Origin of the sequence: Streptomyces sp. DH-12 (assembly GCF_002899455.1) — a bacterium.
GTDB lineage: Bacteria > Actinomycetota > Actinomycetes > Streptomycetales > Streptomycetaceae > Streptomyces.
Genome location: NZ_PPFB01000001.1, coordinates 3158682 through 3183213 on the forward strand (window position 1 = coordinate 3158682; position 24532 = coordinate 3183213).

Here is a 24532-nt window from a genome sequence, read left to right on the forward strand (position 1 = left end):
TGTCAGTGGCGGGACCTACGGTCGACGGCATGACTGATCAGGGGGTGCGCCGGACCGTCGGCCAGGTCCCGGCACAGGCGTCCGACGCCACGTCGGACGGGTCGTGCGAGCCCCTGCCCGGCGGGGCGGGCGAGCCCGTGTCCGACGGGGCGGGTGAGCCCGTGCCCGGCGGGGCGGGTGAGCCCGTGTCCGACGGGCCGGGGGCCGGACTCGCCGCGTCCGCCTCGCCGGTGTCCCCGGCGGTGCGAGCGCGGGCGGAGCGCCGGGCCGAGCGGATCACGGCGGGCGTGACCGAGCTGGAGCGGCGTCTGGCGGACCTGCTGCGCGGCGGCCTGGTGCCGGCCGGGCGGTCCGGTCCCGCCCTGTGGGAGGAGACCGCGGCCCGCATGGTCGACGCGCAGGCCCAGGGACTGGCCAACCGCGTGCGGGAGTTGGGGGCGCTCGCGGCCACCGGTGCGGACGCTCCCGTACGGCTGCTGGAGGAGTGCGCGCTGCTCCATCTCCTCGTCCGGGCCTGGCTGCGCCGGGAGCGGTTGCCGGAGCCGCTGGCCGCGACGGTCCGTTCCCGCGTCGGCCTGACCGCGTCGCCGGAGGGTCCCGCGATCCGCGACGACTGGCTCGTCCTGGCCCGGTACGACACCTCCGACAGCCGCCTGACCACCCGTCGCACATGGTTGTACGGCGCGACGTCCGGGCGTACGGCGCTGCTCCTCTCCTACGGGGCGGCCGGCCGCGCCCCCGGCCTCGCGCTGCCGGCGGGGCTGGCCGTCGACGCGGAGCTGACCGCGTATCCGGGCGCCGGGCAGCCGCGGATGGCGCTGACCGAGCAGTTCGCGCCGCCCGCGCCGACGACGGTGCGCCCTCCGGGCACGACGACGTCCGGGGCGCTCGCCCGCTACGGCGCCGCGCTGCGCGACGACCCGTGGCGGGAGTCGGTCCCGGTGACGCTGGACGGTGTCGTGCCGGTCCCGGACGGTGACGGCTGGCAGCTGGCCGACGCCGACGCCGACCACGCCCTGCCGATCGGCGCGGCGGCCCGGTCCCGCCCGGGGCTGTGGCGCCTGGTCGCCCTGTCCGGCGGCGCTCCGGTGCGGGTCTTCGGCGAGTGCGGCCCGCGGGGTTTCACTCCCCTGGCGGCCTGGCCGCAGGGCCGTGGAGAGGCGGTCCCCCTGTGCTGACCAGCCCCGTCGGCCCCTCCACCCCCACCGGACCCGTCGACCCCATGCATCTTTCGGACATCGCTGGACACCCGGTGCGCGTGAGTCTTCGACCGCAGCGGGACGCCCGTCGGAAAGGAAGCTCATGAGCAGGACGACCGCCACCGTGGCCGCGTCCCTCCCGGACCGCTGGGAGGAGCTGGTGACCGCGGCTCTGCTGGGCACCGACCGGCGCACCCCGCCGGGCGTGGCGCCCGGTCCGCAGGCGCCGTCGGCCCTGCTCGACGCGGCCGCCGCGGCGACCGTACGGCGGCGGGCGGGACTGCGCCCCGCGCGGCCCGCCGAGCGGCTCCGTCCGGCCCCCGAGGACCCGCGCCGTCCGCTGCCGCCCGCCGCCGCCCGCCGGCTGGCGTCGTTGCTCGCCGACCGCCCCGGCGCGTCCGGCGGCGGCCGCCGGGGCACGGCGCCTGACCTGATGGAGCTGCTGCCGCAGTGGCTCCAGGCGGCGAACGCCCACGGCTACGCGGCGCCCCCGCAGGCGCTGCCCGCCCTGCTCGACGCCGCACGGGGCCGCACCGACCTGCGCCCGGCGGCGCTGCGGTTCGCGGGTCCGCGCGCGCTGTGGCTGGCCCGGCTCAACCCGGACTGGCGGTTCGCCCTGCGGGCGGCCCCCGGCGGCGGCCCCTCGGCGCCCGACTTCCGCGACCCGGAGGACGTACGGCGGCTCTGGCAGGAGGGCCTCTTCGCCGAGCGGGTCGCCCTGCTCACCGCCCTGCGCTCCCGCGACCCGTCCGCCGCGCGCGCCCTGCTGGAGGAGACCTGGGCGACCGAGCGGGCCGAGGACCGGCTGATGTTCCTGGACTCCCTGCGCGCCGGCCTCGGCCCGGACGACGAGGCGTTCCTGGAGAGCGCCCTGGCCGACCGCAGCCGCAACGTACGGGCGACGGCGGCGGAGTTGCTGTCGGCGCTGCCTGCGTCCGCGCTGGCCGCGCGGATGGCGGTGCGCGCCGCCGCGTGCGTGGCCGTGGACCGCACCCGTGACACGCCGACGGTCGTCGTGGAGGCGCCGCACGAGTGCGACGCGGGGATGGAGCGCGACGGCGTGGTGGCCAAGGCGCCCGCCGGGCGCGGCGAACGGTCGTGGTGGCTGGGCCAGTTGGTGGAGTCGGCGCCCCTCGGCACCTGGTCGCGGCGGCTCGGCGGGCGTACCCCCCAGGAGATCGTGGCGCTGCCGGTCGCGGACGGCTGGCAGGGCGAACTGCACGCGGCCTGGTGCCGGGCGGCGGTGCGGCAGCGGGACGCGGCCTGGTCCCGGGCGCTGCTCGGGGAGCCCTCCGCGCCGGAGGCGGGCGGTCCGGGCGCGGTGTCCCTGGCCGAGCGCGCCAGGCTGCTGGCCGCCCTGGACGCCGGCGAACGGGCGGCGTGGGTGGCCGGGTTCATCGAGACGCACGGTCTGTCCGAGGCGTTCCAGCTGCTCGGGGTGTGTGCGGTGCCCTGGGCCCCGCCACTCGGGCGGGCCGTGGTCGACGCGCTCGACATCGCGCGGGACGCAGGGAGTTATCCATGGAGTTTCAGCGGAGTCATGGGCCTGGCCGAGCGCTGCCTCGACCCGTCCGAGGCGAGCCGTCTGGACGCACTGCTGACGACACCGGACGAGCCGGAGGACGCGGCGCCCGGCGCCGGGGGCTACTGGTCCGAGGCGTTCCAGCGCATGGTGGCCACGTTGCGTCTGCGCGGCGCGATGCTGGCCGAACTGACTCCGGAGGAACCGGCTCCCTGACCGGACCGGCCGGCCTCGTCACGCCACGGCCCGCCGCCCGCACCGGGCGGGGCGGCTCCCCTGCCGGCGGACGTCCGCAGCACCGGCCTTCGGAGACCGGCGCCCCGCCGCCCGCCGCCGCACCGGCGGCAGCGGCTCTCACGCCGGCGGCACCGGCTCCCGCAGCCCCAGCGGCGCCGGCGCCCGTCACCGGCCCGGCGCCGGCCGCCCCGGCACCCTCGGCGCTTCTCGCCGAGGGTGCCGGGGCGCCCGCCCCTGCCGTACGCCTTCGGCCGGCCGCCGCGGCGGCCGGGTCCCTACGCCTCCGCCGGCTGGCGCACGTTCTCCCGCACCCAGTCCACGATGGACGCCGTGGTCGCACCCGGCGTGAAGATCTCCGCGACGCCCTTCTCCTTCAGCGGAGGGATGTCCGCCTCCGGGATGATGCCGCCGCCGAAGACGAGGATGTCCTCCGCGTCCCGCTCCTTCAGCAGGTCGATGACCGCGGCGAACAGCGTGTTGTGCGCGCCCGAGAGGATGGACAGGCCGATCGCGTCGGCGTCCTCCTGGATCGCGGTGTCGACGATCTGCTCGGGGGTCTGGTGGAGCCCGGTGTAGATCACCTCCATACCGGCGTCGCGCAGGGCCCGCGCGATGACCTTGGCCCCGCGATCGTGACCGTCGAGCCCCGGCTTGGCCACCACCACGCGGATCGGACCGGCTGCCACACCCATCACTGCCTCCATGAAGCGACTACATCCATCCGTATCGACCAGTACCGCACACATCGCACGGACACCCCGGCCCGAACCGGCCGCAGAAGTGAACGAACGTTATCTCCAGCATCCCGCAACCGGCAGTTTCACGGCGCACAGGGAGGGGGAAATCACACGGTGGGACACGTCCGTCGCACAGCGTTCCCGGGCCCGGCCCAGGACCGAGTGCCCGTGCGACACAGGGACACCAGTGGGAACATGCGCATAAGGGATGCGCCTCGAGGTCGACCTGCCACCGCGCACCGTCCACGCGTCACCGGCGCGCACCGTCGACCGCTCTCGGAGCGCCGTTCCACGAGGGCACACGGGGGACGGAGCGGTCCCCTCGCGTGCCGACAGGAGGTCGGCCATGAAGGTCACCCAGGCAGCTCTTCCGTTTCTGCCCCTCTGCCGGCGCCTCCTGCCGGCCCGGCTGGCGGATCTCTCCGTGAGCCTGCTGAAGGCGACCGCCCTGGAGCTGGCGATCCTGGCGGGCCATGCCCTCCTCTATCCCGCCGGCATCGTCCAGGAGCGGCGCGGCCCCGACCGTTCCGCGCTGCCCGCCCCGGAGGGGGCGGCGCGGCTTGCGGCGGAGGCCAGGCCGCCGGTCGTGCTGCTGCACGGCTTCATCGACAACCGGTCGGTCTTCGTCCTGCTGCGCCGCAGCCTGGCCCAGCACGGCCGGCAGCCGATCGAGTCGCTCAACTATTCCCCGCTGACGTGCGACATCCGCACGGCGGCCGAGCTGTTCGGCCGTCATGTCGAGCAGGTCTGCGAGCGCACGGGCAGCGACCGGGTGGACGTGGTGGGGCACAGCCTGGGCGGGCTGATCGCGCGGTACTACGTGCAGCGGCTGGGCGGTGACCGCAGGGTGCGGACGCTGGTCACGCTCGGCACCCCGCACTCCGGCACCCGCGTGGCGCCGCTGGCCAACGCCCACCCGATCGTGCGGCAGATGCGTCCGGGCTCCCCGGTGCTGGAGGAGCTGGCCCAGCCCGCCCCCGGCTGCCGTACGCACTTCGTGGCGTTCTGGAGCGACCTCGACCACATCATGGATCCGCTGGAGGCGGCGTGCGTCGAGCACCCGGACCTGAACGCGGTCAACGTGCGGGTGAGCGGCGTGGGGCACCTGGCGCTGCCCGTGCACCCGGCGGTGGCGACGGGCATCCGGGAGGCGCTGGACACGGCGCATCCCGGTGAACCGTCCGGCGGACGGGCGGACGGCCTGACGGTGGCCTGAGGCGCGGGGCGCACGACACGCCCGGTGCCCCCTCCCGGGCGGAGCGATCCTTCACGTCCACAAGCGAACAACATCGGTCGGAGACGGCCGACTTGCCGACGATCGCGTGCCACAATTTCGAACGATTATCGAACAAAGGGCCAAGACCGTGCCCGCCGACCGCCAAAACCGAACCGAATGCCCGTTTCCTGCGGTCGCGAAACCTGGGGAAGATTGTCGCGCCCGCATACCGCCGGGTACAGTCGCCGCACTGCTCTGCCAGCCCCTGTTGTCGAGGCGAAAGAGAAGTTGGTGAACGACCGTCACCCGTCGGGGACCATGACCCCGGCCGCGGCTTCCGATGACGCCTCGGCGCCCTATGCGCCGTACGGCAGCCAGGAGGCCCCGTACGGCGACGTCACCTCGTACGGCGGCCACGACGCCACGTACTACGGCACCGGCGACCACGCCACCGGCACCTTCGCCGCCGACCCCCTCTTCGGGAACATGCCGGGCGAGGACCCCGCGCAGGCCTCCTACACCACCGGCCACTGGCAGGTGGGCACGCAGGACACCGGGCACTACGACGCCTACGCGTTCCAGCAGGCCGTGTACGACACCGGCGGCCACGACGCGACCGCCTGGACCACCGGCCAGCAGCCGATGGCGGTGATCCCCCAGCAGGGCGGGTCCCCCGAGACCGGCCAGTGGGACGCGAACGCCTGGCTCCAGCCCGACCAGGCCGAGCAGCCGGCGGACCCGACGCAGCAGTGGGACTGGGGCACGCAGACCTTCGACAGCGGCGTCTACGACGCCACCCAGTGGAACTCCGACGGCGGCGAGGTCCCCGCGAACACGTCCGCCTCCGACGCCTACGACGCGGAGGCGTACACCCCGGAGCAGTACGGCGGGGAGTCGTACGAGCAGGGGAACACCGCGCGGGAGTCCTACGGCCAGGACGCTCACGACCAGCCGTACGCGGAGGACGCGTACCGCGGGGAGCCCGGTCCGGACGAACGCGGGGCCGGTGAACCGGCCGACACCGGCGAACTGCCCGCCGTCTCCCTGCTCGACGGGCAGGAGGAGGTCGTCCCCGTTCCGCGCGCCTCCCGTTCCGCGTCCCGCTCCCGCCGCCGCACCCCGCCCAAACGCTCCGCGCTGCTGACCGTCGCCGTGCCGTCCGCCTGCGTGATGGGGGTCGCCGGCATCGCCGCCGCCTCGGTGGGCGATCTGGGCGAGGAAGGCGGCCAGGACGCCCGGACGACCGCCGCGGACGCCCAGCCGGTCCAGCCCTCCGTCGCCAACGTCAAGCTGGACACCCAGCTCGAGAGCCTCGCCGCCGGCGCCGACGACTTCGCCGACCGGGCCAGCCGCGCCCAGGGCCGCATCGACCTCGAGGCCGAGCAGGAGCTCGAGCGCAAGCGGGCGGCCCAGGAGGCGGCCCGCAAGGAGCGGCTCCGCCCGAAGTTCGCGCTCCCGGTGGCGCAGCACGGACTCAGCGCCTACTACGGCCAGTCCGGCATCAACTGGATGTCCCTCCACACCGGCATCGACTTCCCCGTCTCGTACGGCACGCCCGTGCTGGCCGCGACCGACGGCACGGTGCGCACCCAGTACAACTCCGCCTACGGCAACATGATGATCGTGACGGCGATGGACGGCACGGAGACGTGGTACTGCCACCTCTCCACCTACCAGGTGCCCTCCGGTTCGACCGTCAAAGCCGGCGACCAGATCGCGTTCTCCGGCAACTCGGGCAACTCGACCGGCCCGCACCTGCACTTCGAGGTGCGCCCCGGCGGCGGCTCGTCCATCGACCCGCTCGCCTGGTTCCGCAGCCACGGCCTCGAGCCGACGTAGCACTCGGCCCGTCGCGGCGCTCGGCCCGTACGCGACCCGTCGTGGCACCGGAGCGAACCCCGGTCCCACGACGGGCCCCCGCCCGGACGGCTAGAGCTTCTCCACCGGCGCGTACCGCAGCAGCAGGCGCTTGGGCTTGTCGCCCCCGAAGTCGATCGTCGCCTCCGCGTTCGCCCCCGTCCCCTTCACCGCGACGACCGTGCCCAGGCCGAACTGGTCGTGCGTGACCCGGTCCCCGACCGCCAGCGACACCACGGGCTTCTCCGACGTGCGCCGGGTGGCGAAGCCGGACGCGCCCGACGCGGACGAGCGGGAACGGGAGGACGACAGCGACGCCGCCACCCCGGACGCGGGTCCGGAGGGCACCGGCGCGCTCGCCCCGGTCCGCTTCCACTTCACATGCGTGGGAGGGATCTCCTCCAGGAACCGCGAGGGCGGGTTGTACGACGGCTGGCCCCAGGCGCTGCGCATCGTCGACCGGGTGAGGTAGAGCCGCTCCCGGGCGCGCGTGATGCCGACGTACGCCAGGCGGCGCTCCTCCTCCAGTTCCTTGGTCTGGCCGAGGGCGCGCATGTGCGGGAAGACGCCGTCCTCCATGCCGGTGAGGAAGACGACCGGGAACTCCAGGCCCTTGGCGGTGTGCAGGGTCATCAGCGTGATGACGCCGTCGCCGTCCTCCTCGTCGGGGATCTGGTCGGAGTCGGCGACCAGGGCGACCTGCTCGAGGAAGTCGGCCAGCGTGCCGGTCTCGCCCTCGCCGCGCTCCTGCTCGAACTCCAGGGCGACGGCCGCGAGTTCCTGGAGGTTCTCGATGCGGGTCTCGTCCTGCGGGTCGGTGGAGGCCTGCAACTCGGCGAGGTAGCCGGTGCGTTCCAGGATGGCCTCCAGGACCGTCGCCGGTCCGGCTCCCGACTCGACGACCGTGCGCAGGTCCTCCATCAGCGTGTTGAACCGCTTGACCGCGTTCACCGACCGGGCGGCCATGCCGTACGCCTCCTCGACGCGGCGCAGCGCCTGCGGGAAGCTGATCCTCTCCCGCTGGGCGAGCGCGTCGATCATGGCCTCGGCGCGGTCGCCGATGCCGCGCTTGGGGACGTTGAGGATGCGGCGCAGCGGCACCGAGTCCTCGGGGTTGGCCAGTACCCGCAGGTAGGCCAGGACGTCCCGGACCTCCTTGCGCTCGTAGAAGCGCACGCCGCCGACGACCTTGTAGGGCAGGCCGACGCGGATGAAGATCTCCTCGAAGACACGGGACTGGGCGTTGGTGCGGTAGAAGACGGCGACGTCGCCCGCCTTGGCCTCGCCCGTGTCCGTGAGGCGGTCTATCTCGTCGGCGACGAACTGGGCCTCGTCGTGCTCGGTGTCGGCGACGTAGCCGGTGATGAGCGCGCCGGCGCCGGCGTTGGTCCACAGGTTCTTCGGGCGGCGGGACTCGTTGCGCTCGATGACGGCGTTGGCGGCGGACAGGATCGTCTGCGTGGAGCGGTAGTTCTGCTCCAGCAGGATCGTCGTCGCGTCCGGGTAGTCCTCCTCGAACTGGAGGATGTTGCGGATCGTCGCGCCGCGGAAGGCGTAGATGGACTGGTCGGCGTCACCCACCACGCACAGCTCGGCGGGCGGCACCTCGGCCTCCGGCGGCACGTCGGCGGGGTGCTCGGAGGCGCCTCCGACGAGCTCGCGCACCAGGGCGTACTGGGCGTGGTTGGTGTCCTGGTACTCGTCGACCAGGACGTGCCGGAAGCGGCGGCGGTAGTGCTCGGCGACGTCGGGGAAGGCGCGGAGCAGGTTGACCGTCGTCATGATCAGGTCGTCGAAGTCCAGCGCGTTCGCCTCGCGCAGCCGGGACTGGTAGAGCGCGTAGGCCTGGGCGAGGGTCTTCTCGAAGCCGTCGGTGGCCTGGGCGGCGAAGTCCTCCTCGTCAATCAGCTCGTTCTTCAGGTTGCTGATCTTCGCGCTGAAGGACTTCGGCGGGAAACGCTTGGGGTCGAGGTCCAGATCACGGCAGACCAGGGCCATCAGGCGCTTGGAGTCGGCGGCGTCGTAGATCGAGAAGGACGACGTGAAGCCGAGCTTCTTGGACTCGCGGCGCAGGATGCGGACGCACGCGCTGTGGAAGGTCATGACCCACATGGCGTTCGCCCGGGGGCCGACGAGCTGCTCCACGCGCTCCTTCATCTCGCCCGCGGCCTTGTTGGTGAAGGTGATCGCGAGGATCTGGCCGGGGTGGACGCCCCGCTCGGCGAGCAGGTAGGCGATGCGGTGGGTGAGCACACGGGTCTTGCCGGACCCGGCTCCGGCCACGATGAGCAGGGGGGAGCCGGAGTGCACGACCGCGGCGCGCTGGTTGTCGTTCAGCCCCTCCAGCAGCGCGGCGGGGTCGAGCACCGGGCGGGGGGCGCCGTCGCGGTAGTAGCCTCCCGCGCTCTCGGCCCCGCTCGAGCGGGGGGACCCCCATCGCTCCGGGGGCACGTCGAACTTCCCGCCGAACAGGTCGTCCGGAAGGGGCTCCGGCGCGTGCTCGTCCTCGGGTGGCGGCGGGGGCTCGTCCTCCGGGCCGCGCTGGGCCTGGAGGTCCGCCAGGAAGCTGTCGTCAAAGAGGCTGCTCATCGCTCTCCGAGTCTAGGGCGCTCCACCGACAACCCGGGGCCGCCCCGGAAACATCCCACGGCCCCTCCGGAGGGAGCCGCGGCGGGCACCCTCCACGGTCGCCGCCTCACCTTGCGTGACCTCACGGACAAGGTCACGAAAATGTATCGGGCATATCACCCGTCAACCTTCACAAGGGCCACACCGGTTGGCTACCGTGCGGTCCGGGCCGCTCGTCCCCCGCCGGCGAACCTCGCCGGGCCGCGCGACCCCCGCCGGGTCCGTCACCGTCCGCCGCAACAGCCGGAGCCGGGGACCCACCGAGACATGGGGTGAATCGGCCCACTCCTCCGGAGCGGCCGTAGGGCAACCCTTCCGAACCACCCGCCCGAACCCTCCCCCAGCGCCTGAACGGCCTGGGGGCGCCCCCACCGCCACCCCGGTAGGCGGAGCACTGGAAGGAGTCGCCTCCCTTGGCGTCGCACCGCAAGTCACGCACCCCCGGCACGCTCGTGGCAGGCATACGCACCCCGGCCCTGGCCACGGCCGCGCTCACCTCCGTGGCCCTGCTCTCCCAGACCGCCGACGCCGCTCCCGCGGACGACGACCGGCCGAGCCTGGAGGAGGTCGAGAAGAAGGTCGACGACCTCTACCGGCAGGCCGAGGCGGCGACCGAGAAGTACAACGCGGCCAAGGAGAGGACCACCAAGCAGCGCACGCGCGTCGACACCCTCCTCGACGACGTGGCGAAGCGCACACAGAAGCTGAACGAGGCGCGCGCTGAGCTGGGCTCCTACGCCGCCGCCCAGTACCGCACCGGCGCCGGCATCCCCGACACGGCGACGTTCCTGCTCGCGGAGACCCCCCAGGACGTCTTCGACCAGCGTCAGGTGCTGGACCGGATGACCGGCCGCCAGAAGGCGGCGGTGGACGACTACGTCACCCAGCAGTCCGCGACGATGAGGAAGCGCCAGGAGGCCACCGAGAGCCTCCGGACGCTCACCGAGACGCAGGGCGACCTGAGGACGGCGAAGGCGACCGTCCAGAAGAAGCTCGCCGACGCGCGCGAACTGCTGTCGCGGCTGACCGCCGAGGAGAAGGCGCGGCTCGCCGCGATCGAGAAGCGCAAGCAGGAGGAGGCCGACCGCAAGGCAGCGGAACTGGCCCGGCAGCAGGCGGAGCGGGAGAAGGCCCGTGAGCAGGCCGCGCAGCAGGGCGGCGGCGCCTCGGAGGGCTCCGGGTCCGCCGGCTCGACCGGCGCCCCGTCGGCCGGCTCCTCGTACACCACCAAGGCCGAGAAGGCGCTCGCCTTCGCCCGCGCGCAGATCGGCAAGCCGTACGTCTGGGGCGCCACCGGTCCCGGCTCCTACGACTGCTCCGGGCTCACCCAGGCCGCCTGGAAGGCCGCCGGCGTCTCCCTCCCGCGCACCACCTACGACCAGGTGAACGCCGGCACCACCGTCCCGGTCTCCCAGGCCCTCCCCGGCGACCTGGTCTTCTTCTACGACGACGTCACCCACGTGGGCCTCTACATCGGCAACGGCATGATGATCCACGCCCCCAAGCCGGGCACGTACGTCCGCGAGGAGTCCGTCTACTACGACGGCGAGTCCTCGATCCACAGCGTCGTCCGCCCGGCCTGACGGGCGTACTGCGAGGCGCCGGCACGAAAACCGCCGGCCGGGCCGGCGCCGGCTCGGCCGGCGGTTCACGGCAGGGCCCGGCGGGCCGGGGCGGCGGGCCGGCCGGGGCCGGGGCTCAGGTCCAGAGGACCGCGATGAAGATGTTCGCCACGGTCAGCAGGCCGACCAGGCCGAAGACTCCCTTGTCCACCTTCTCCTCGTCCCGCTTCACGTAGACGAGGCCGAGGATCACGATCAGCAGGGCGAGCTTCACGCCGATCTTGATGTGGTCGACGGAGTGATCCTGGGCCTCGTTGAGACCCACCAGCGCGATGCCGGTGACCAGCATCGTCAGCGCGCCGTGCAGCATCGCGGGGACGAAGCGGGCGGTGCCCGCGCCCATCGCCTTCATCTGGGTGAGGAAGCCGCCGAGCAGCGACGCGATGCCGATGATGTGCAGACCGACGAAGAGGTGGATGAGTACGTCCATGAGGCCGGAGCCTAGCCACGGGCGTCCCCTGGCATTCCGCCGCCCTCGCCCTTCCCGCCTTCACCACATCGGTCATCACCCTGAGTGAAGACGAAGCGCCGTGAGCAGCGCGACGATCACTTACGGTCACCTGCCGGTCGGTGGGCGACAGTTCCGCACAACCCGTATCCCGCGCCGCGCGGTCCGGCCTAGCGTCCTGCCCAGGTGACCGGCTCTGCATCGCCGCTCGGGCCAGGAGCGGCGGCCGGACACCACCGCCGAAGAAAGGTCCGGCGGCGGACGGCTCCCTCGTCGCCCCGCCGCCGGATCGCCGGGCAGACGTCCGGCCCCGGCGGGCGCCAGTGGGAAGGACGGCACCGAGGGTGGCAGCGCACCGCAGGTCACGGCAGCGTCCGGTGGGCGGCGCCACGGCTCGTGCGGCCGCCACCGTCGTCCTCGCCGGAGCGGCCACCGCGGCCGGCTTCGACGGAGCGGGGCACGCCGCGCCGCAGCCGGCGCCCGCCCGCGCCCGGGCCGACGTGGACCGGCTCCACCGCGAGGCCGAGGTCGCCACCGAGAAGTACAACGGCGCCGAGGAGAAGGCGGAGTCGGCGCGGCAGCGGCTGCGCGACCTCCAGGACGGGACGGCCCGCGCGCAGGCGCGGCTCAACAAGGCCCGGGAGACCCTGGGGACGGTCGCGGCGGCGCAGTACCGCACCGGCGGCCTCGATCCCGTCCTGCGGCTGATGCTGTCCGACGACCCGGACGCCTACCTCGACGGCGTCGCCCTCGCCGAGCGCTCCGGCAGCCGCCACCACGCCGAACTGGGCCGGGTCCGCGCCCAGCTGCGGGAGATCGAGAAGCTGCGCGGCGCCGCCCGGGTCGAGGCGAAGACGCTCACCGCCCGCCGGGCCGAACAGGAACGGCACAAGAGGACGATCACCGAGAAGCTGGCCGCGGCCCGCCGGGCGCTCTCCCGGATGTCACCGCAGGAGCGCGCCCGGATCACCGGCGACACGGACCGCGCCGCGCGCTCGGCCGGCGGCCGGGAAGCCGCCGCACCCCCACAGGCGCCGAACGCGCGCGCCGCGCAGGCCGTCGCCTATGCGCACCAGAAGCTCGGCAGCCCCTACGTGTGGGGCGCGACCGGACCGGACGCCTTCGACTGCTCGGGCCTGGTCCTGGCCGCGTACCGCTCCGCCGGCGTCTCCCTGCCGCGCACGACCTACGCGCAGATCAACGCGGGCCGCAAGGTCTCCCGCTCCGAACTCCTCCCCGGTGACCTGGTCTTCTTCTACTCCGGCATCAGCCACGTCGGCCTCTACGTCGGCGACGGGCGGATGATCCACGCCCCGAACCCGTCGGCCCCGGTCCGCGTGGCCCCCGTCGACCGGATGCCGTTCGCGGGGGCGACGCGGGTGGTGTGACCGGGCCCCGCCCGGCTCAGACCAGGCGGCGGGCCGTCGCCCAGCGGGTCAGCTCGTGACGGTTGGACAGCTGCAGCTTGCGGAGCACCGCGGAGACGTGCGACTCCACCGTCTTCACCGAGATGAACAGCTGCTTGGCGATCTCCTTGTACGCGTAGCCGCGGGCGATCAGCCGCAGCACCTCCCGCTCGCGCTGGGTGAGACGGTCCAGGTCCTCGTCCACCGGCGGGGCGTCGGTCGACGCGAAGGCGTCCAGGACGAACCCGGCCAGCCGCGGCGAGAAGACCGCGTCCCCCTCCTGCACCCGGAAGATCGAGTCGATCAGGTCGGCGCCGGTGATCGTCTTGGTGACGTAGCCGCGCGCGCCGCCCCGGATGACACCGATGACGTCCTCCGCCGCGTCCGACACGGACAGCGCGAGGAAACGCACCGGCCGCTCCGCGTCCCCCGTCAACGAGGCGCAGCGCCGCAGCACTTCGACGCCGCCGCCCCCGGGCAGGTGCACGTCGAGCAGCACCACCTCGGGCCGGGTCGCGGTGATGACCGTGACCGCCTGGTCGACGTCGGCGGCCTCGCCGACCACCTCCACACCCGTCTGCTCGGTCTGTCCGATCTCCGCCTGGACCCCCGTGCGGAACATGCGGTGGTCGTCGACGAGGACCACGCGCACATGGCGCCGCCCGGTGCCGCCGGCCGGCTCCGCGGGCCCGCCCCCCGGTGCCCCTTCCGCCGCTGCGTTCGCCTCGGTCGGCTCGCTCATGACGTCTTCTCCGCCCTCTCCATCTCCAGCTCGACCTCCGTGCCGCCGTCGGGCACCGCGCGCAGCCGCGCCGTGCCGCCGTTGCGTTCCATGCGGCCGATGATCGATTCTCTGACGCCCATGCGGTCGGCGGGTATCGAGTCGAGGTCGAACCCGGGACCACGGTCCCGGACGGACACGAACACCGTCCTCCCCTCGACCTCCGCGTAGACCTGGACCGCGCCTCCCTCGCCACCGTACTTGGCGGCGTTGACCATCGCTTCCCTCGCGGCCTGCATCTGCGCGCCGATCCTCTCGTCGAGGGGGCAGTCGCCCACGACGACGACCTCGAGGGGGACGCCGTGCTTGTCCTCGACCTCGGCGGCGTTGCGCTTCACCGCCTCGGCGAGGGTGGTGGGCTCCTCGTCCTCGTCCTTGCCGTTCCCCTCCGGCTTGTAGAGCCAGGCGCGCAGGTCGCGCTCCTGGGCGCGGGCCAGGCGGCGCACCTCGCCCGGGTTGTCCGCGTTGCGCTGGATCAGCGTGAGCGTGTGCAGCACGGAGTCGTGGACGTGGGCGGCGACCTCGGCCCGCTCCTGGGCGCGGATGCGCATCAGGCGCTCCTCGGAGAGGTCCTGGGTCATGCGCACGAGGTAGGGGCCGGCGAGGAGCGTGATGCCGACGAGGACCGCGAGGGCGGCCTGGAGCACCGCGCCGAGGTGGCTGCCGGAGCCGCGCAGGACGAAGATGCCGGAGGCTCCCGCCGTCACCAGCAGCACACCGGCCACCGCCCGCAGCAGCGTGACCGTGCGCCGGCGGCGGCCGACCTCCATCCAGCGGGCCCTGCGCGCGTTGTCCGCCTGCCGCCACACCAGGGCCACGCCCGCGCCGACCAGGACGGTCGGCCAGAGGTAGGCCCGCGCACCGTTGGTGAGGTCCACGCTGCCCACGAAGATCATGGCCACCACGACCATGAGGAGCAGGGCGACGATCTGCCCCTTGTCCGGTTTCCGCGTGACGAGTCTGCGGCGGCCGTCCGGGGTCGTCTCGGTGGTGACGGGCGAGGGCGGCCTCTGGGCGTCGACGCCGCCCACCCCGAGCGGCACGAAGAACCAGAACGCGGCGTACAGCAGGGCCCCGAGACCGTCGGCCATGAACAGGGCGACGAACGCGAGGCGCACCCAGATCACGGGCAGGCCGAGATGCCCGGCGAGCCCCCGCGCCACCCCACCGAGCCAGCGTCCGTCACTGCTGCGGTAGAGCTTGCGCGGCGGCCGCGGCTCGGCGAGGGGCGCTGCTGCGGCTTCCGACATGGCAACGATGGTCACACGCCGCGCGAGCCGGGACATCAGGGGCCGCCCCGGAGACGCCCCTGATCTCGGACCGAGGGACGGCCGGCTCCGGACCGGGGGTGGCCGCTCCGGACCGGGAGCGACCGGCTCCGGTCGCGGGACCTCCGGCTCCGGGCCGCGCGTCCCGCTGCCCGCGCCCCGGACGCCCCGGGCCCGGCTCAGGGACGGATATCAGGGTCCGGCCAGGGTCGTTCCGACTGCCGCCGGGGCGGCACGCCCGTCACCATGGACCCATGACGGATCACCAGCATGCCGCGGCGGATCCGGGACCGGGCTCGGGCCCGCGTCCCGGGTCCGGTACCGGCGCGACCGCCACGCACTCCGCGCGTGCGGGCGGGCGCACGGGCGCGGGAAAGGAGGGGACGGCCGGAGCACCGGCCGGGACCACGGCCGGTACGGAGCCGGCGGGCCCCGACCGGCACTTCCGCCGCGACCGGCGGCACCAGATGTTCGGCGGGGTCTGCTCCGGTCTCGCCCGGCAGTACGACATGGACCCGGTGATCTTCCGGATCACGCTGGCGGTGCTGTCCGCGACCGGCGGCATCGGCCTGATCTTCTACGGCTTCGCCTGGCTGTTCGTCCCGTACGACGACGAGGAGGAGAACCAGGTCCGCCGGCTGCTCACCGGCCGGGTCGACGGCCACACACTGGCGGCGGTGCTGTTCGCGCTGGTCGGCTGCGGTGTCTTCCTCTCCATGCTGAGCAACGACGGAGTGCTGAGCTTCGCCGTCATACTGTCCCTGCTGCTCGCGGGCGCCGCCTACTGGTCGAAGCAGCGTGGCACGCCGAGCCCGGACCCGATAGCCGCGCAGGCCGCCGCGGACGCCCCGCCGGAGCCGCAGGCCCCGCCCGTCCCGGCCGCGTACCCGTCGTGGTGGCGCGAGCCCATCGTCAAGGACGGCACCTACGTCGGGGGAACGGGCTATCTGTGGGGCCCCGAGGATTCCCGGGACCTGGACATCGCCACCGCGGTCGGTGTCGGCGTCCGCTCCGGGACCGGCGGCGTCAAGGACGTGTGGCGCCCGCCGCAGGCCCGCCCGCCGAAGCCCAGGAGGCCGCGTGGGATCGGCGGCTGGGTGTTCCTGTTCGCCCTGCTCGCGGCCGGTCTGGGCACAGGTCTCACCTGGGAGACGCAGCCCCTCGGCACCAGCCTCCAGACGGGCCTTGCGTGCGCCCTCGGCGTCATCGGCCTCGGCATCGCCCTCAGCGCCTTCCTGGGCCGCACGGGAGCCGGGTCCGTCGTCCTCGCGATCCTCACGGCGGGCCTGCTCGCCGGATCGACCGCGATGCCCGACGACATCGGCACCGACTGGCACCGCACCGGATGGCAGCCCGCCTCGGTCGCCCAGATACGCCCGGTGTACGACCTGGGCGCCGGCGAGGCCGAGCTGGACCTGTCGGCGGTCCGCGTCCCGGAGGGCGACACGGTCTCCACTCAGGTCGAGGTGGGACTGGGCCGGATCCATGTGATCGTCCCCCGGGACGTGACCGTGCGGCTGTACGTCGAGGTGGGGCTCGGTGACATCCAGTTGCCGGGCGACGGACGGAAGGACGTGGACGTGGCGCCGGGCAAGTACGAGGAGGTGACCCTGAAGCCGCCCGCAGGCGCCGGAAGGGCGGGCACCCTGCGGCTCGACCTCAGGGTCGGCGCGGGACAGGCGGAGGTGGGCCGTGCTGCGTCATGAGTTCCAGCCCGGCCGGCTGATCGCCGGCACCGCCCTCGTCGCGACCGCGGTGGTCTACGGCGGGGACGCGGGAGGGGCCTGGGAGACACCCTGGTTCGTGGTGATCCCGCTCGTCGTGGGCGGCCTGTGCCTGGCCGGCGCGGTGGGCTTCGTGACCGGGCAGGCGCGCCGCCGCCGCGACCGCCCGCACCCGAGAGGAGCGGAGGCGGCTGACGGCTGACGGCTGACGGCTGACGGCTGACGGCTGACGGAAGGCTAGGAGGTCTCGCGTCGGCGGCGCGCGCGGAGGACGGCGTCCACGGACAGCAGCGGGGCCCCGGCCAGGACCAGCGGGATCCAGGCCATGAGGTACGGCAGGTCGTTGCCGTAGTAGTACGGCTCGGCGGCCCAGCTCACGGTCAGCCACAGGCTGAGCGAGATCAGCGCTCCGCCGAGGGCGGCGATCCGGGTGAGCAGCCCGAGCAGGGCGCCGATGCCGACGGCCAGCTCGCCGAAGGCCATGGCGTAGCCGAAGCCGACGGGACTTTCCAGCGCCATGTCGACCAGTCCGGGGATGGCGGAGGAGTCGCGGACCGCGCGCATCATGTCGCCGATCGATCCGGCCCCGGAGTCCTTGAGGAAGGCGCTGTCGGTGAGCTTGTCGAGGCCGGCGTAGACGAAGGTGACGCCGAGGAAGACGCGCAGCGGCAGCAGGGCGTAGCGGGCGGCGGTGTCCCGCGGCCCTCCGTCACCGTCGGGACGGGGGGTGTAGGTGTCTGCGCGCATGCCGTGCGTCATTCGTCCGCTGCCTCTCGACTCCGGTCCCACCTGGACAGGTCGAACGTACGGCACTCGACGCCGGTCGGACCCGGCCGACAGCGTTTTCTCAGGGAAGCGACAGCGTTCCACCAGCTACGTCGCCGCGTGCAGGCCGGCCGCGTCCCGCACGCGCCGCGCCCCGACTCCGTGCTCCGGTACCGGATCGCTCCGTCCTTCCGCCGCTCCGTCACTCCGTGACGTCGATGGTGTAGCGGTTGGTCTCCACGCCGGCCGCGGTGACCACCTGCACGTCGACCCGGCCGGGCTCCACCTCCGCCGGCACGGGCACGGTCAGCAGGTCGTCGGCCGGGTTGTCGAAGCCGCCCACCACCGGCACCAGCGGGACATGGACGTTCACCGCGCCGACCCGCACCACCATGCGCGCCAGCCGGTCCGCGCCCTGCGCCCCGGACGGCACGAACCCGGTGCCGCGGATCTCGATGTCGTCGCCGGTCCGGATCGGCGCGTCCAGGGCACCGGCCTCCCGGGCCCGTACCACGGACAGGATCACCGGGCGCCCGCCCTCGGCGTACTTTCCGGCGAGGTAGGTGCCCGCCGACACCAGCACCACCACGGCCAGCCCCCACGGCAGGTCCGGGAGCTGGTCCGGGCGGCGGGCGAGCCGCACGGCCGCGAAGGCGAGGGCGACGCCGTTGATCACGACGTACTGGATGTCGGCGAAGCTGCCCCGGCCCGAGTCGTCGGTGAGCAGGTCGGCCGCCCTGGGCCGGTGGGCGCGCACCTTCTGCAGCCGCTGCCCCTGCACCCGGAGCCCGACCACCCGGCGCACCAGCACCGCGATCCCGCAGACCACGGCCAGGACGGTCACCACGCCGGCGCCGCGGGCGAGTTCCAGTCCGTCGATCAGCGCGTTCCGCTCCCGGGACCCGGAGGCGGCCGCCAGCCGTCCCACCAGCACGAGCACCGCGAAGGCGAGGAACAGCACCCAGGCGCCGGCCACCGCGCGCGACGTGGAGAGCCGGTTGTCCTCGCCGATGACCGGGGCCAGCGCGCCGCCGCGCGCCCGGTGGAACCAGGACGCCGCGGTGAGCGCCCCCGCCACCAGCACCGCGGACAGCAACCCGGCGGTGCGTGCGGAGGTCCAGCCCGCGCCGATCGCGGTGAGCGCCTGCACGAGCAGCAGCGCGACGACCCCGGCCCAGACCACGGCCGCGGTCCGCTGCCACAGGCGGGCCAGCCAGGCGGCGCCCTCGGCCCGGCCGCGTTCGGCCACCGCCTCGGCGGCCTGGGCGAGTTCCTCGGAGACCCACTGCCGGGAGGCGGAGGCGGAGTGGGCCACCGCGGCCGGGAGCCCCTGGCCGGCGGCGTACTCGTCCCGCTTCACCAGGAACGCGGCGACCGCGCGCCGATGCCCCTCACGCGCCCCGTGCGGACAGTCCCCGCAGGTGCAGCCGCCCCCGTGGGCAGCCGGGTCCGCTCCGCCCTGTCTCGCCTCCTGCACCGCCACGCCCGAAGCCGCCTTCCCCACTACCGACACATCTCGACACACCACGACCACCGTCGGCGGCCATCGGGCAACTCCCCCGCATCGAGAGCGAATTGTGCCCTACACCACGCCCGTCCCGGCTTCCGGGCCCGGTCGCCGCGGGTGAACTCCGAGGCGCCGGGTTGACGCACGCCCCCAGCGGCACGAACGACTGACACCCACGACCGGCACACCCGACCGGCACGAACGACTCGCGCTCAGTCCAGCAGATCCGGCTCGCTCCGCGTGATCTCCCGCCACATCGGCTGGTAGTTGATCCACGCCACCAGGTCCCCGCCCAGTTGCTCCCGCGTGGCCACCGCCTGCCGGTGGCCGATCAGCACGGGACGGCCGGCCGCCCGTGCGGTGAGCTGCACCTGGCAGGAGCGTTCCATGGTCATGAACCACCAGGCCGCCGCGTCCACCGAGTCGCCCACGGTCAGCAGCCCGTGGTTGCGCAGAACCAGCGCCTTGCGGGAGCCGAGGGCGGCGGCGATCCGGCGGCCCTCCTCGAGGTCGACGGTGACCGAGGTGTAGGCGTCGTAGAGGGCGTGGTCCTCGTAGAAGGCGCAGCTCTCCTGGGTGATCGGGTCGAGCAGCTCGCCGAGGGCGGCGAGGGCGCGGCCGTGCACCGAGTGGCAGTGGGCGACGGCGACGACGTCGGGCCGGGCCGCGTGCACCTGGGCGTGCACGGTGAAGGCGGCCTGGTTGACGTGGTGTCCGCCCTCGACGACCTGGCCGTCCTGGTTGGCGAGCACCAGGTCGCTGACCGTGACGTGCCGGAACGGTATGCCGAACGGGTTGACCCAGAAGCAGTCGCTGAACTCGGGGTCGCGTGCGGTGATGTGCCCGGAGACACCGTCCTCGTAGCCGAGCCGCCCGAACAGCCGCAGCGCGCCCGCCAGCCGCTCCTTGCGGTGCCTGCGCTCGTCCTCGACGGACTCGTGCATGGGCGGCATGGCGAACTGCAGCTTGTCGGTGGGCACCGGCAGGGGCGGAGTGGGCCCGTGCATGAGTCCTCCCGCGGGGGGTTCGCGTACGGGGCGGAAGTTACCCGTGGGCCGCGCCGTACGACAGCTCTGTTCCGTAACGCCGGACACCCGCCGGATACCCGGTGGAACACCCGGATACCCGACAGAGGATGTCGGGTATCCGCGTCACACTCGCTCCATGAGCACGATCAAGGACAACGTGAACGCCAGGGACGACGAGCGCGCGGAGAAGGAAGCCGTCAGCTGGGGGGAGTTCGCCGTGGCCGAGCCGGACCTGGCGCGGACCGTCGAGGAGCGCTTCGCCGCCCACACGCACCACGTCCTCGCGACCCTGCGCAGGGACGGCTCGCCGCGCACCACGGGTCTGGAGGTGCGCTTTCTGGACGGCGAGCTGTGGTTCGGCATGATGCCGGGGTCGATGAAGGCGCTGGACCTGCGCCGTGACCCCCGCTTCGCGCTCCAGGCCAACCCGGGCGAGGGCACGGCCATGGGCGGCGGTGACGTGCGGATCGCCGGGCGGGCGGTCGAGGTGCCGGAGGAGGACACGGAGACCCGGGCCCGGTACGCCGAAGAGGTGGAACCGCCGGAGCCGTTCCACCTCTTCCGCACCGAGATCACGGAGGTCGTGCGGACCTACGTGGAGGACGGGACGTATCTCGTCGTGCGGGCCTGGAAGCCCGGGGAGCCGGTGCGCACGCTCAAGCGGATCTGACCGCGGGGGATCACTCCCACTCGATGGTCCCCGGCGGCTTGGACGTCACGTCCAGCACGACCCGGTTGACGTCGCGGACCTCGTTGGTGATGCGGGTGGAGATCTTCGCGAGGACGTCGTACGGCAGCCGCGACCAGTCGGCGGTCATGGCGTCCTCGCTGGAGACCGGGCGCAGCACGATCGGGTGACCGTAGGTGCGGCCGTCGCCCTGGACGCCGACCGACCTGACGTCGGCGAGCAGCACCACGGGGCACTGCCAGATGTCCCGGTCGAGGCCGGCCGCGGTCAGTTCCTCGCGGGCGATGGCGTCGGCCTCGCGGAGCAGGTCGAGCCGCTCCTTGGTGACCTCGCCGACGATGCGGATGCCGAGGCCGGGACCGGGGAAGGGCTGGCGGTGGACGATCTCCTCGGGCAGGCCGAGCTCCTGGCCGACCATCCGGACCTCGTCCTTGAACAGCTTGCGCAGCGGCTCGATGAGCTTGAACTCGAGGTCCTCGGGCAGCCCGCCCACGTTGTGGTGGGACTTGATGTTGGCGGTGCCGGTGCCGCCGCCGGACTCGACGACGTCCGGGTAGAGGGTGCCCTGCACCAGGAACTCCACCGCGGGGCCCTCGTCGGCGATGATCTCGGCCTGGGCCTGCTCGAAGACCCGGATGAACTCGCGGCCGATGATCTTCCGCTTCTGCTCGGGGTCGGAGACCCCGGCCAGCGCCTTCAGGAACCGCTCCTCGGCGTCGACGACCTTCAGCTGGACGCCGGTCGCGGCGACGAAGTCCTTCTCGACCTGCTCGGTCTCGCCCTTGCGCATCAGGCCGTGGTCGACGTAGACGCAGGTCAGCTGGGAGCCGATGGCCTTCTGCACCAGGGCGGCGGCGACGGCGGAGTCCACGCCGCCGGACAGGCCGCAGATGGCGCGCTTGTCGCCGACCAGCTCACGGATGGCGGCCACCTGCTCGTCGATGACGTTGCCGGTGGTCCAGTCCGGCTTGAGGCCGGCACCGCGGTACAGGAAGTGCTCCAGCACCTGCTGCCCGTACGTGGAGTGCATCACCTCGGGGTGGTACTGGACGCCGTAGAGCTTCTTCTCGTCGTTCTCGAAGGCGGCGACCGGCACGACGTCCGTGGACGCGGTGACGGTGAAGCCCTCGGGGGCGGCGGAGCAGGCGTCGCCGTGCGACATCCAGACCGCCTGCTCCTCGGGGGTGCCCTCGAAGAGGGTGGAGGAGTTCTTGGCGACGTGCAGGCCGGTGCGGCCGTACTCACGGGCGCCGGTGTTGTCCACCTGGCCGCCCAGGGTCTGCGCCATGAGCTGGAAGCCGTAGCACATGCCGAAGACGGGGACGCCGGCCTCGAAGAGCTCGCGGTCGAGGCGGGGGGCGCCTTCCTCGTACACGGACGAGGGGCCGCCGGAGAGGATGATCGCCGCGGGGTTCTTGGCGAGGATGTCCGCGACCGGCATGGTGCTCGGCACGATCTCGCTGTAGACCCGCGCCTCGCGGACGCGACGGGCGATGAGCTGGGCGTACTGCGCGCCGAAGTCGACGACCAGGACGGTGTCGGGCGCGTTGGCAGCGGGAGTCGCTGATGACACGAGGTGCCTTCCGGCGGTGGGGAGGGGTCTTGTGCCTCCCGATTCTACCGAGACGGCGGCGAGGTCCGTCCCGGGCCGCGCACCGCACGGCGTCCCGCGCCCCGTCTCAGCATGCGGGCCGGGCGTTGGGCGGACCGGGCCGGCCCGGCATACTGGCCGCATGCTCACGCACCCGACCTTCCTCTTTACCTATGGCACCCGGCCCGCCGGCTGCCATGGTCGTGCTGCTTGAGCAACTGACAAGCGACTTCCCAGGCGCCCCGGGCCGACATGGTCCGGGGCGCCTGGCGTTTCACCGGACCGTGTCGCTCCGGGGCCCCGCACCACCACTCACCGAGGAGCCCCGACATGACCGCCACCACCACCGAGCCCACCGAGAAGACCGGCGCCCGCACCGCCGAGGCCGCCGCGCTGATCGGCGACGCCCGTGAACGGATCGACGCGCTCGACGACCGGATCATCGGGCTGGTGCAGGAGCGGATGGCGGTGTCCGCCGTGATCCAGCAGGAGCGGATCGCCTCCGGCGGCCGGCGCGTGAACCTCTCCCGCGAGATGGAGATCCTCGCCACGTACCGGGAGGCCCTGGGCAAGCCGGGCACCGCGCTCGCCATGACCCTGCTGGAGCTGTGCCGGGGGAAGATCTGAACCCCGCTGGGGCTGTGCCGGGGCACGATCTGCATCCGCGTTCCCGGCACTGACGTACGGATCGTCTCTCACCCGTCCGGCGCGTGACCGGCGGGCCGGGCCGGTCGTTGGTACCGGTGTCCGCGCCAGCCAGGGGCGGATCGGAGCAGCACCACGCGTGGCTCGCCGGAGCGATGAGACGTACGGATCGTGCCGTACGTCGTGGGACCTCGTTCCGGTACTGGTGACCGGGGGGCAGGGGACAGCCATCCCGGTCACGCGAGAGATCGGCCGGCCCCGGGGACGCCCGGGGCCGGCCGACGCGTCCGTGCGCACCGGTACCGCTCAGGTGCGGATGACGACCCCGCACTCGTCCGGGCCGCCGCTGCGGGAGAGGCCCCGGCTGCGGTCGTACGGGTCGCGGGCCTCGCCGGCCGGGGAGGGCGGCGCGGTCCGCAGATCGCTGAGGAAGGACGGGTTGGTCGGCCCGTCGCCGTCCTGGCAGTCGTCGTCGCCTGTCTCACCGCGGACGTCCCGGATCCGCAGGCGTCCCTCGGTGCCCTGGTAGCGGGCGGGGTCCGCGGCGTCCACCCGGAGCACCCGGCGGACGATCACCCGGGTCGTCTCGTCACCGCCGGCGCGGGCCACCCCGTACACGAAGGTGTGGTCGGCCGTGATCACGGCCCGCCCCTCGGCGTCCTTGCCGGGCGCCACCGTCCTCCGGCCGCGCACCCGCACCTCGCCCACCAGGTCGATCTTCCCGGGGTCGAAGCGCGTGATCGTCGTCACCGGGTCATTGTCCTCGGTGGGCTTCCGCAGCGCGGCCCGCAGCTCTGCGAGGCAGTCGGTCCGCAGCGGGTCCACGAGGGCCAGCGCCTTCCCGGGCTCGGCGCCCTTCAGCACGGCGGGGTCGAGGCTGGCGGAGACCCGGAACTCCTTGGTGCCGCGCAGCGCGTCCTCGATCCGGTCGGCCGGCACCCCGTTCACGGCCTTCGCCCCCGGCAGCCGGACGGCGTCCTCCCCTGACTCCCAGCGGGCGGCCGGAGAACCGGCGAACGGCCGCTCCCGGGTGGGGACGTCTTCGGGGGCCTCGCCCGGTGCGCCGGTGGGACGGGCGGTCCCAGGGGCGAGCGGCGACGGCTCGGCGCCGGACGCCTCCGTGCCCCCGCCGCCGAGTCCGCCGGGCAGCCAGGACAGCGCGGCCGACGGATTGACGGCGACGGCGGCCAGGGCGGCGGCGGTCAGCACGCCGACGACGCTCCACACCGTGCGGCGGCGTGCGGCCCGGCCGTCGGTCTCCTGCCGGGCAGGCCCCGTGCGCCACCCCTCGGGCTGGGCGGGCGCGGCGGGCTTCCTCCTGCCGAACCGGCCGCGACGGCCGCCGCCGCGGCGGCCCGCGCCTCGTCCATGGCGCGCAGCCGTTCGGTCACCATGCGGGCCCGGGCGGAGGGCTCCTTGGGCGCGGAGGCGGGGATGTCGGCCCGGCTGTCCTGGAGGAACTTCTCCCACACGTCGTCCGGAGGGACGGCGGACTGCGGCAGGGACTCTTCGGACGGCTTCTCGGCCACGGGACGGCGGTCTCTCTCGGTGTGACGCCGCTCGGTGTGACGCCGCTCGGTGTGATCTTGTGGGCGGTGACCCTACGCCAGCGGTCACCCCGACCGCACGTGATCCACATCACGTAAAGATTCTGTGAGTTCCA

General features: G+C 73.7%; 21 protein-coding genes. 10 read left to right on the forward strand and 11 right to left on the reverse strand.

The window, feature by feature from the left end:
* The first annotated feature begins 29 nt into the window (after positions 1–29).
* Positions 30–1178 (forward strand): SWIM zinc finger family protein, encoded by a 1149-nt coding sequence (locus C1708_RS12895; protein WP_106412825.1) that lies wholly within the window; start codon positions 30–32, stop codon positions 1176–1178.
* Positions 1179–1302: 124 nt separating this feature from the next.
* Positions 1303–2937, forward strand: coding sequence for a DUF5691 domain-containing protein (locus tag C1708_RS12900; protein ID WP_106412826.1), 1635 nt, complete (start codon positions 1303–1305; stop codon positions 2935–2937).
* A 296-nt stretch (positions 2938–3233) separates the two neighbouring features.
* Here the strand turns inward: C1708_RS12900 and icmB are convergent, their stop codons facing one another.
* The gene (icmB, locus tag C1708_RS12905) at positions 3234–3650 is read right to left on the reverse strand and encodes a coenzyme B12-dependent isobutyryl CoA mutase small subunit (RefSeq protein WP_106412827.1); all 417 of its coding nucleotides are present in this window, start codon (positions 3648–3650) and stop codon (positions 3234–3236) included.
* Between the two features lie 391 nt (positions 3651–4041).
* On the opposite strand from icmB, the gene C1708_RS12910 reads away from it, so the two are divergent.
* Entirely contained in the window at positions 4042–4911 is an 870-nt protein-coding gene (locus C1708_RS12910) for an esterase/lipase family protein (RefSeq protein WP_106412828.1), read from the forward strand.
* Between the two features lie 177 nt (positions 4912–5088).
* A complete protein-coding gene (locus C1708_RS12915; protein ID WP_106412829.1) occupies positions 5089–6750 on the forward strand; it encodes a M23 family metallopeptidase in 1662 nt (553 codons plus the stop codon).
* 90 nt (positions 6751–6840) lie between these two features.
* On the opposite strand, the gene pcrA is transcribed toward C1708_RS12915, so the two are convergent.
* Positions 6841–9357 carry a DNA helicase PcrA gene (pcrA, locus tag C1708_RS12920; RefSeq protein WP_106412830.1) on the reverse strand — a complete coding sequence of 839 codons (2517 nt, stop codon included), beginning with the start codon at positions 9355–9357 and terminating at the stop codon, positions 6841–6843.
* A gap of 452 nt (positions 9358–9809) precedes the next feature.
* Here pcrA and C1708_RS12925 point away from each other — a divergent pair, with 452 nt between their 5' ends.
* The gene (locus C1708_RS12925; RefSeq protein ID WP_106412831.1) at positions 9810–10979 is read left to right on the forward strand and encodes a C40 family peptidase; all 1170 of its coding nucleotides are present in this window, start codon (positions 9810–9812) and stop codon (positions 10977–10979) included.
* Between the two features lie 115 nt (positions 10980–11094).
* On the opposite strand, the gene C1708_RS12930 is transcribed toward C1708_RS12925, so the two are convergent.
* Positions 11095–11448: a hypothetical protein gene (locus C1708_RS12930; RefSeq protein WP_106412832.1), complete on the reverse strand. Its 354-nt coding sequence runs from the start codon at positions 11446–11448 to the stop codon at positions 11095–11097.
* Positions 11449–11810: 362 nt separating this feature from the next.
* Here C1708_RS12930 and C1708_RS12935 point away from each other — a divergent pair, with 362 nt between their 5' ends.
* The gene (locus C1708_RS12935) at positions 11811–12854 is read left to right on the forward strand and encodes a C40 family peptidase (protein WP_106412833.1); all 1044 of its coding nucleotides are present in this window, start codon (positions 11811–11813) and stop codon (positions 12852–12854) included.
* Between the two features lie 16 nt (positions 12855–12870).
* Here C1708_RS12935 and C1708_RS12940 read toward each other — a convergent pair whose 3' ends face one another.
* Both C1708_RS12940 and C1708_RS12945 read right to left on the reverse strand, forming a co-directional pair.
* Positions 12871–13614, reverse strand: coding sequence for a LuxR C-terminal-related transcriptional regulator (locus tag C1708_RS12940; RefSeq protein ID WP_106412834.1), 744 nt, complete (start codon positions 13612–13614; stop codon positions 12871–12873).
* Positions 13611–14903 carry an ATP-binding protein gene (locus tag C1708_RS12945; RefSeq protein ID WP_106412835.1) on the reverse strand — a complete coding sequence of 431 codons (1293 nt, stop codon included), beginning with the start codon at positions 14901–14903 and terminating at the stop codon, positions 13611–13613. Before C1708_RS12945 ends, C1708_RS12940 begins: the two co-directional genes overlap by 4 nt.
* Before the next feature lie 272 nt (positions 14904–15175).
* On the opposite strand from C1708_RS12945, the gene C1708_RS12950 reads away from it, so the two are divergent.
* Both C1708_RS12950 and C1708_RS12955 read left to right on the forward strand, forming a co-directional pair.
* The gene (locus tag C1708_RS12950; RefSeq protein WP_106412836.1) at positions 15176–16627 is read left to right on the forward strand and encodes a PspC domain-containing protein; all 1452 of its coding nucleotides are present in this window, start codon (positions 15176–15178) and stop codon (positions 16625–16627) included.
* Positions 16614–16847 (forward strand): hypothetical protein, encoded by a 234-nt coding sequence (locus C1708_RS12955; protein ID WP_106412837.1) that lies wholly within the window; start codon positions 16614–16616, stop codon positions 16845–16847. Before C1708_RS12950 ends, C1708_RS12955 begins: the two co-directional genes overlap by 14 nt.
* 35 nt (positions 16848–16882) lie before the next feature.
* On the opposite strand, the gene C1708_RS12960 is transcribed toward C1708_RS12955, so the two are convergent.
* From C1708_RS12960 to C1708_RS12970, 3 genes are all read right to left on the reverse strand, one after another.
* Positions 16883–17404 (reverse strand): DoxX family protein, encoded by a 522-nt coding sequence (locus C1708_RS12960; RefSeq protein ID WP_106412838.1) that lies wholly within the window; start codon positions 17402–17404, stop codon positions 16883–16885.
* A 208-nt stretch (positions 17405–17612) separates the two neighbouring features.
* The gene (locus C1708_RS12965; protein ID WP_106412839.1) at positions 17613–18893 is read right to left on the reverse strand and encodes a hypothetical protein; all 1281 of its coding nucleotides are present in this window, start codon (positions 18891–18893) and stop codon (positions 17613–17615) included.
* A gap of 236 nt (positions 18894–19129) precedes the next feature.
* On the reverse strand, positions 19130–19924 hold the full coding sequence (locus C1708_RS12970; protein WP_106412840.1) for a class II aldolase/adducin family protein: 795 nt from the start codon (positions 19922–19924) through the stop codon (positions 19130–19132).
* 157 nt (positions 19925–20081) lie between these two features.
* Here C1708_RS12970 and C1708_RS12975 point away from each other — a divergent pair, with 157 nt between their 5' ends.
* The gene (locus C1708_RS12975; protein WP_106412841.1) at positions 20082–20615 is read left to right on the forward strand and encodes a pyridoxamine 5'-phosphate oxidase family protein; all 534 of its coding nucleotides are present in this window, start codon (positions 20082–20084) and stop codon (positions 20613–20615) included.
* Between the two features lie 10 nt (positions 20616–20625).
* Here C1708_RS12975 and guaA read toward each other — a convergent pair whose 3' ends face one another.
* Positions 20626–22206, reverse strand: a complete 1581-nt coding sequence (gene guaA, locus C1708_RS12980) for a glutamine-hydrolyzing GMP synthase (RefSeq protein WP_106412842.1) — start codon at positions 22204–22206, stop codon at positions 20626–20628.
* Positions 22207–22554: 348 nt separating this feature from the next.
* Here guaA and C1708_RS12985 point away from each other — a divergent pair, with 348 nt between their 5' ends.
* Positions 22555–22851 carry a chorismate mutase gene (locus tag C1708_RS12985; RefSeq protein ID WP_106412843.1) on the forward strand — a complete coding sequence of 99 codons (297 nt, stop codon included), beginning with the start codon at positions 22555–22557 and terminating at the stop codon, positions 22849–22851.
* 324 nt (positions 22852–23175) lie between these two features.
* Here the strand turns inward: C1708_RS12985 and C1708_RS12990 are convergent, their stop codons facing one another.
* Positions 23176–24078, reverse strand: coding sequence for a hypothetical protein (locus tag C1708_RS12990; protein ID WP_241911239.1), 903 nt, complete (start codon positions 24076–24078; stop codon positions 23176–23178).
* The gene (locus C1708_RS35050) at positions 24072–24398 is read right to left on the reverse strand and encodes a hypothetical protein (RefSeq protein ID WP_241911240.1); all 327 of its coding nucleotides are present in this window, start codon (positions 24396–24398) and stop codon (positions 24072–24074) included. Before C1708_RS35050 ends, C1708_RS12990 begins: the two co-directional genes overlap by 7 nt.
* Positions 24399–24532 lie beyond the last annotated feature (134 nt).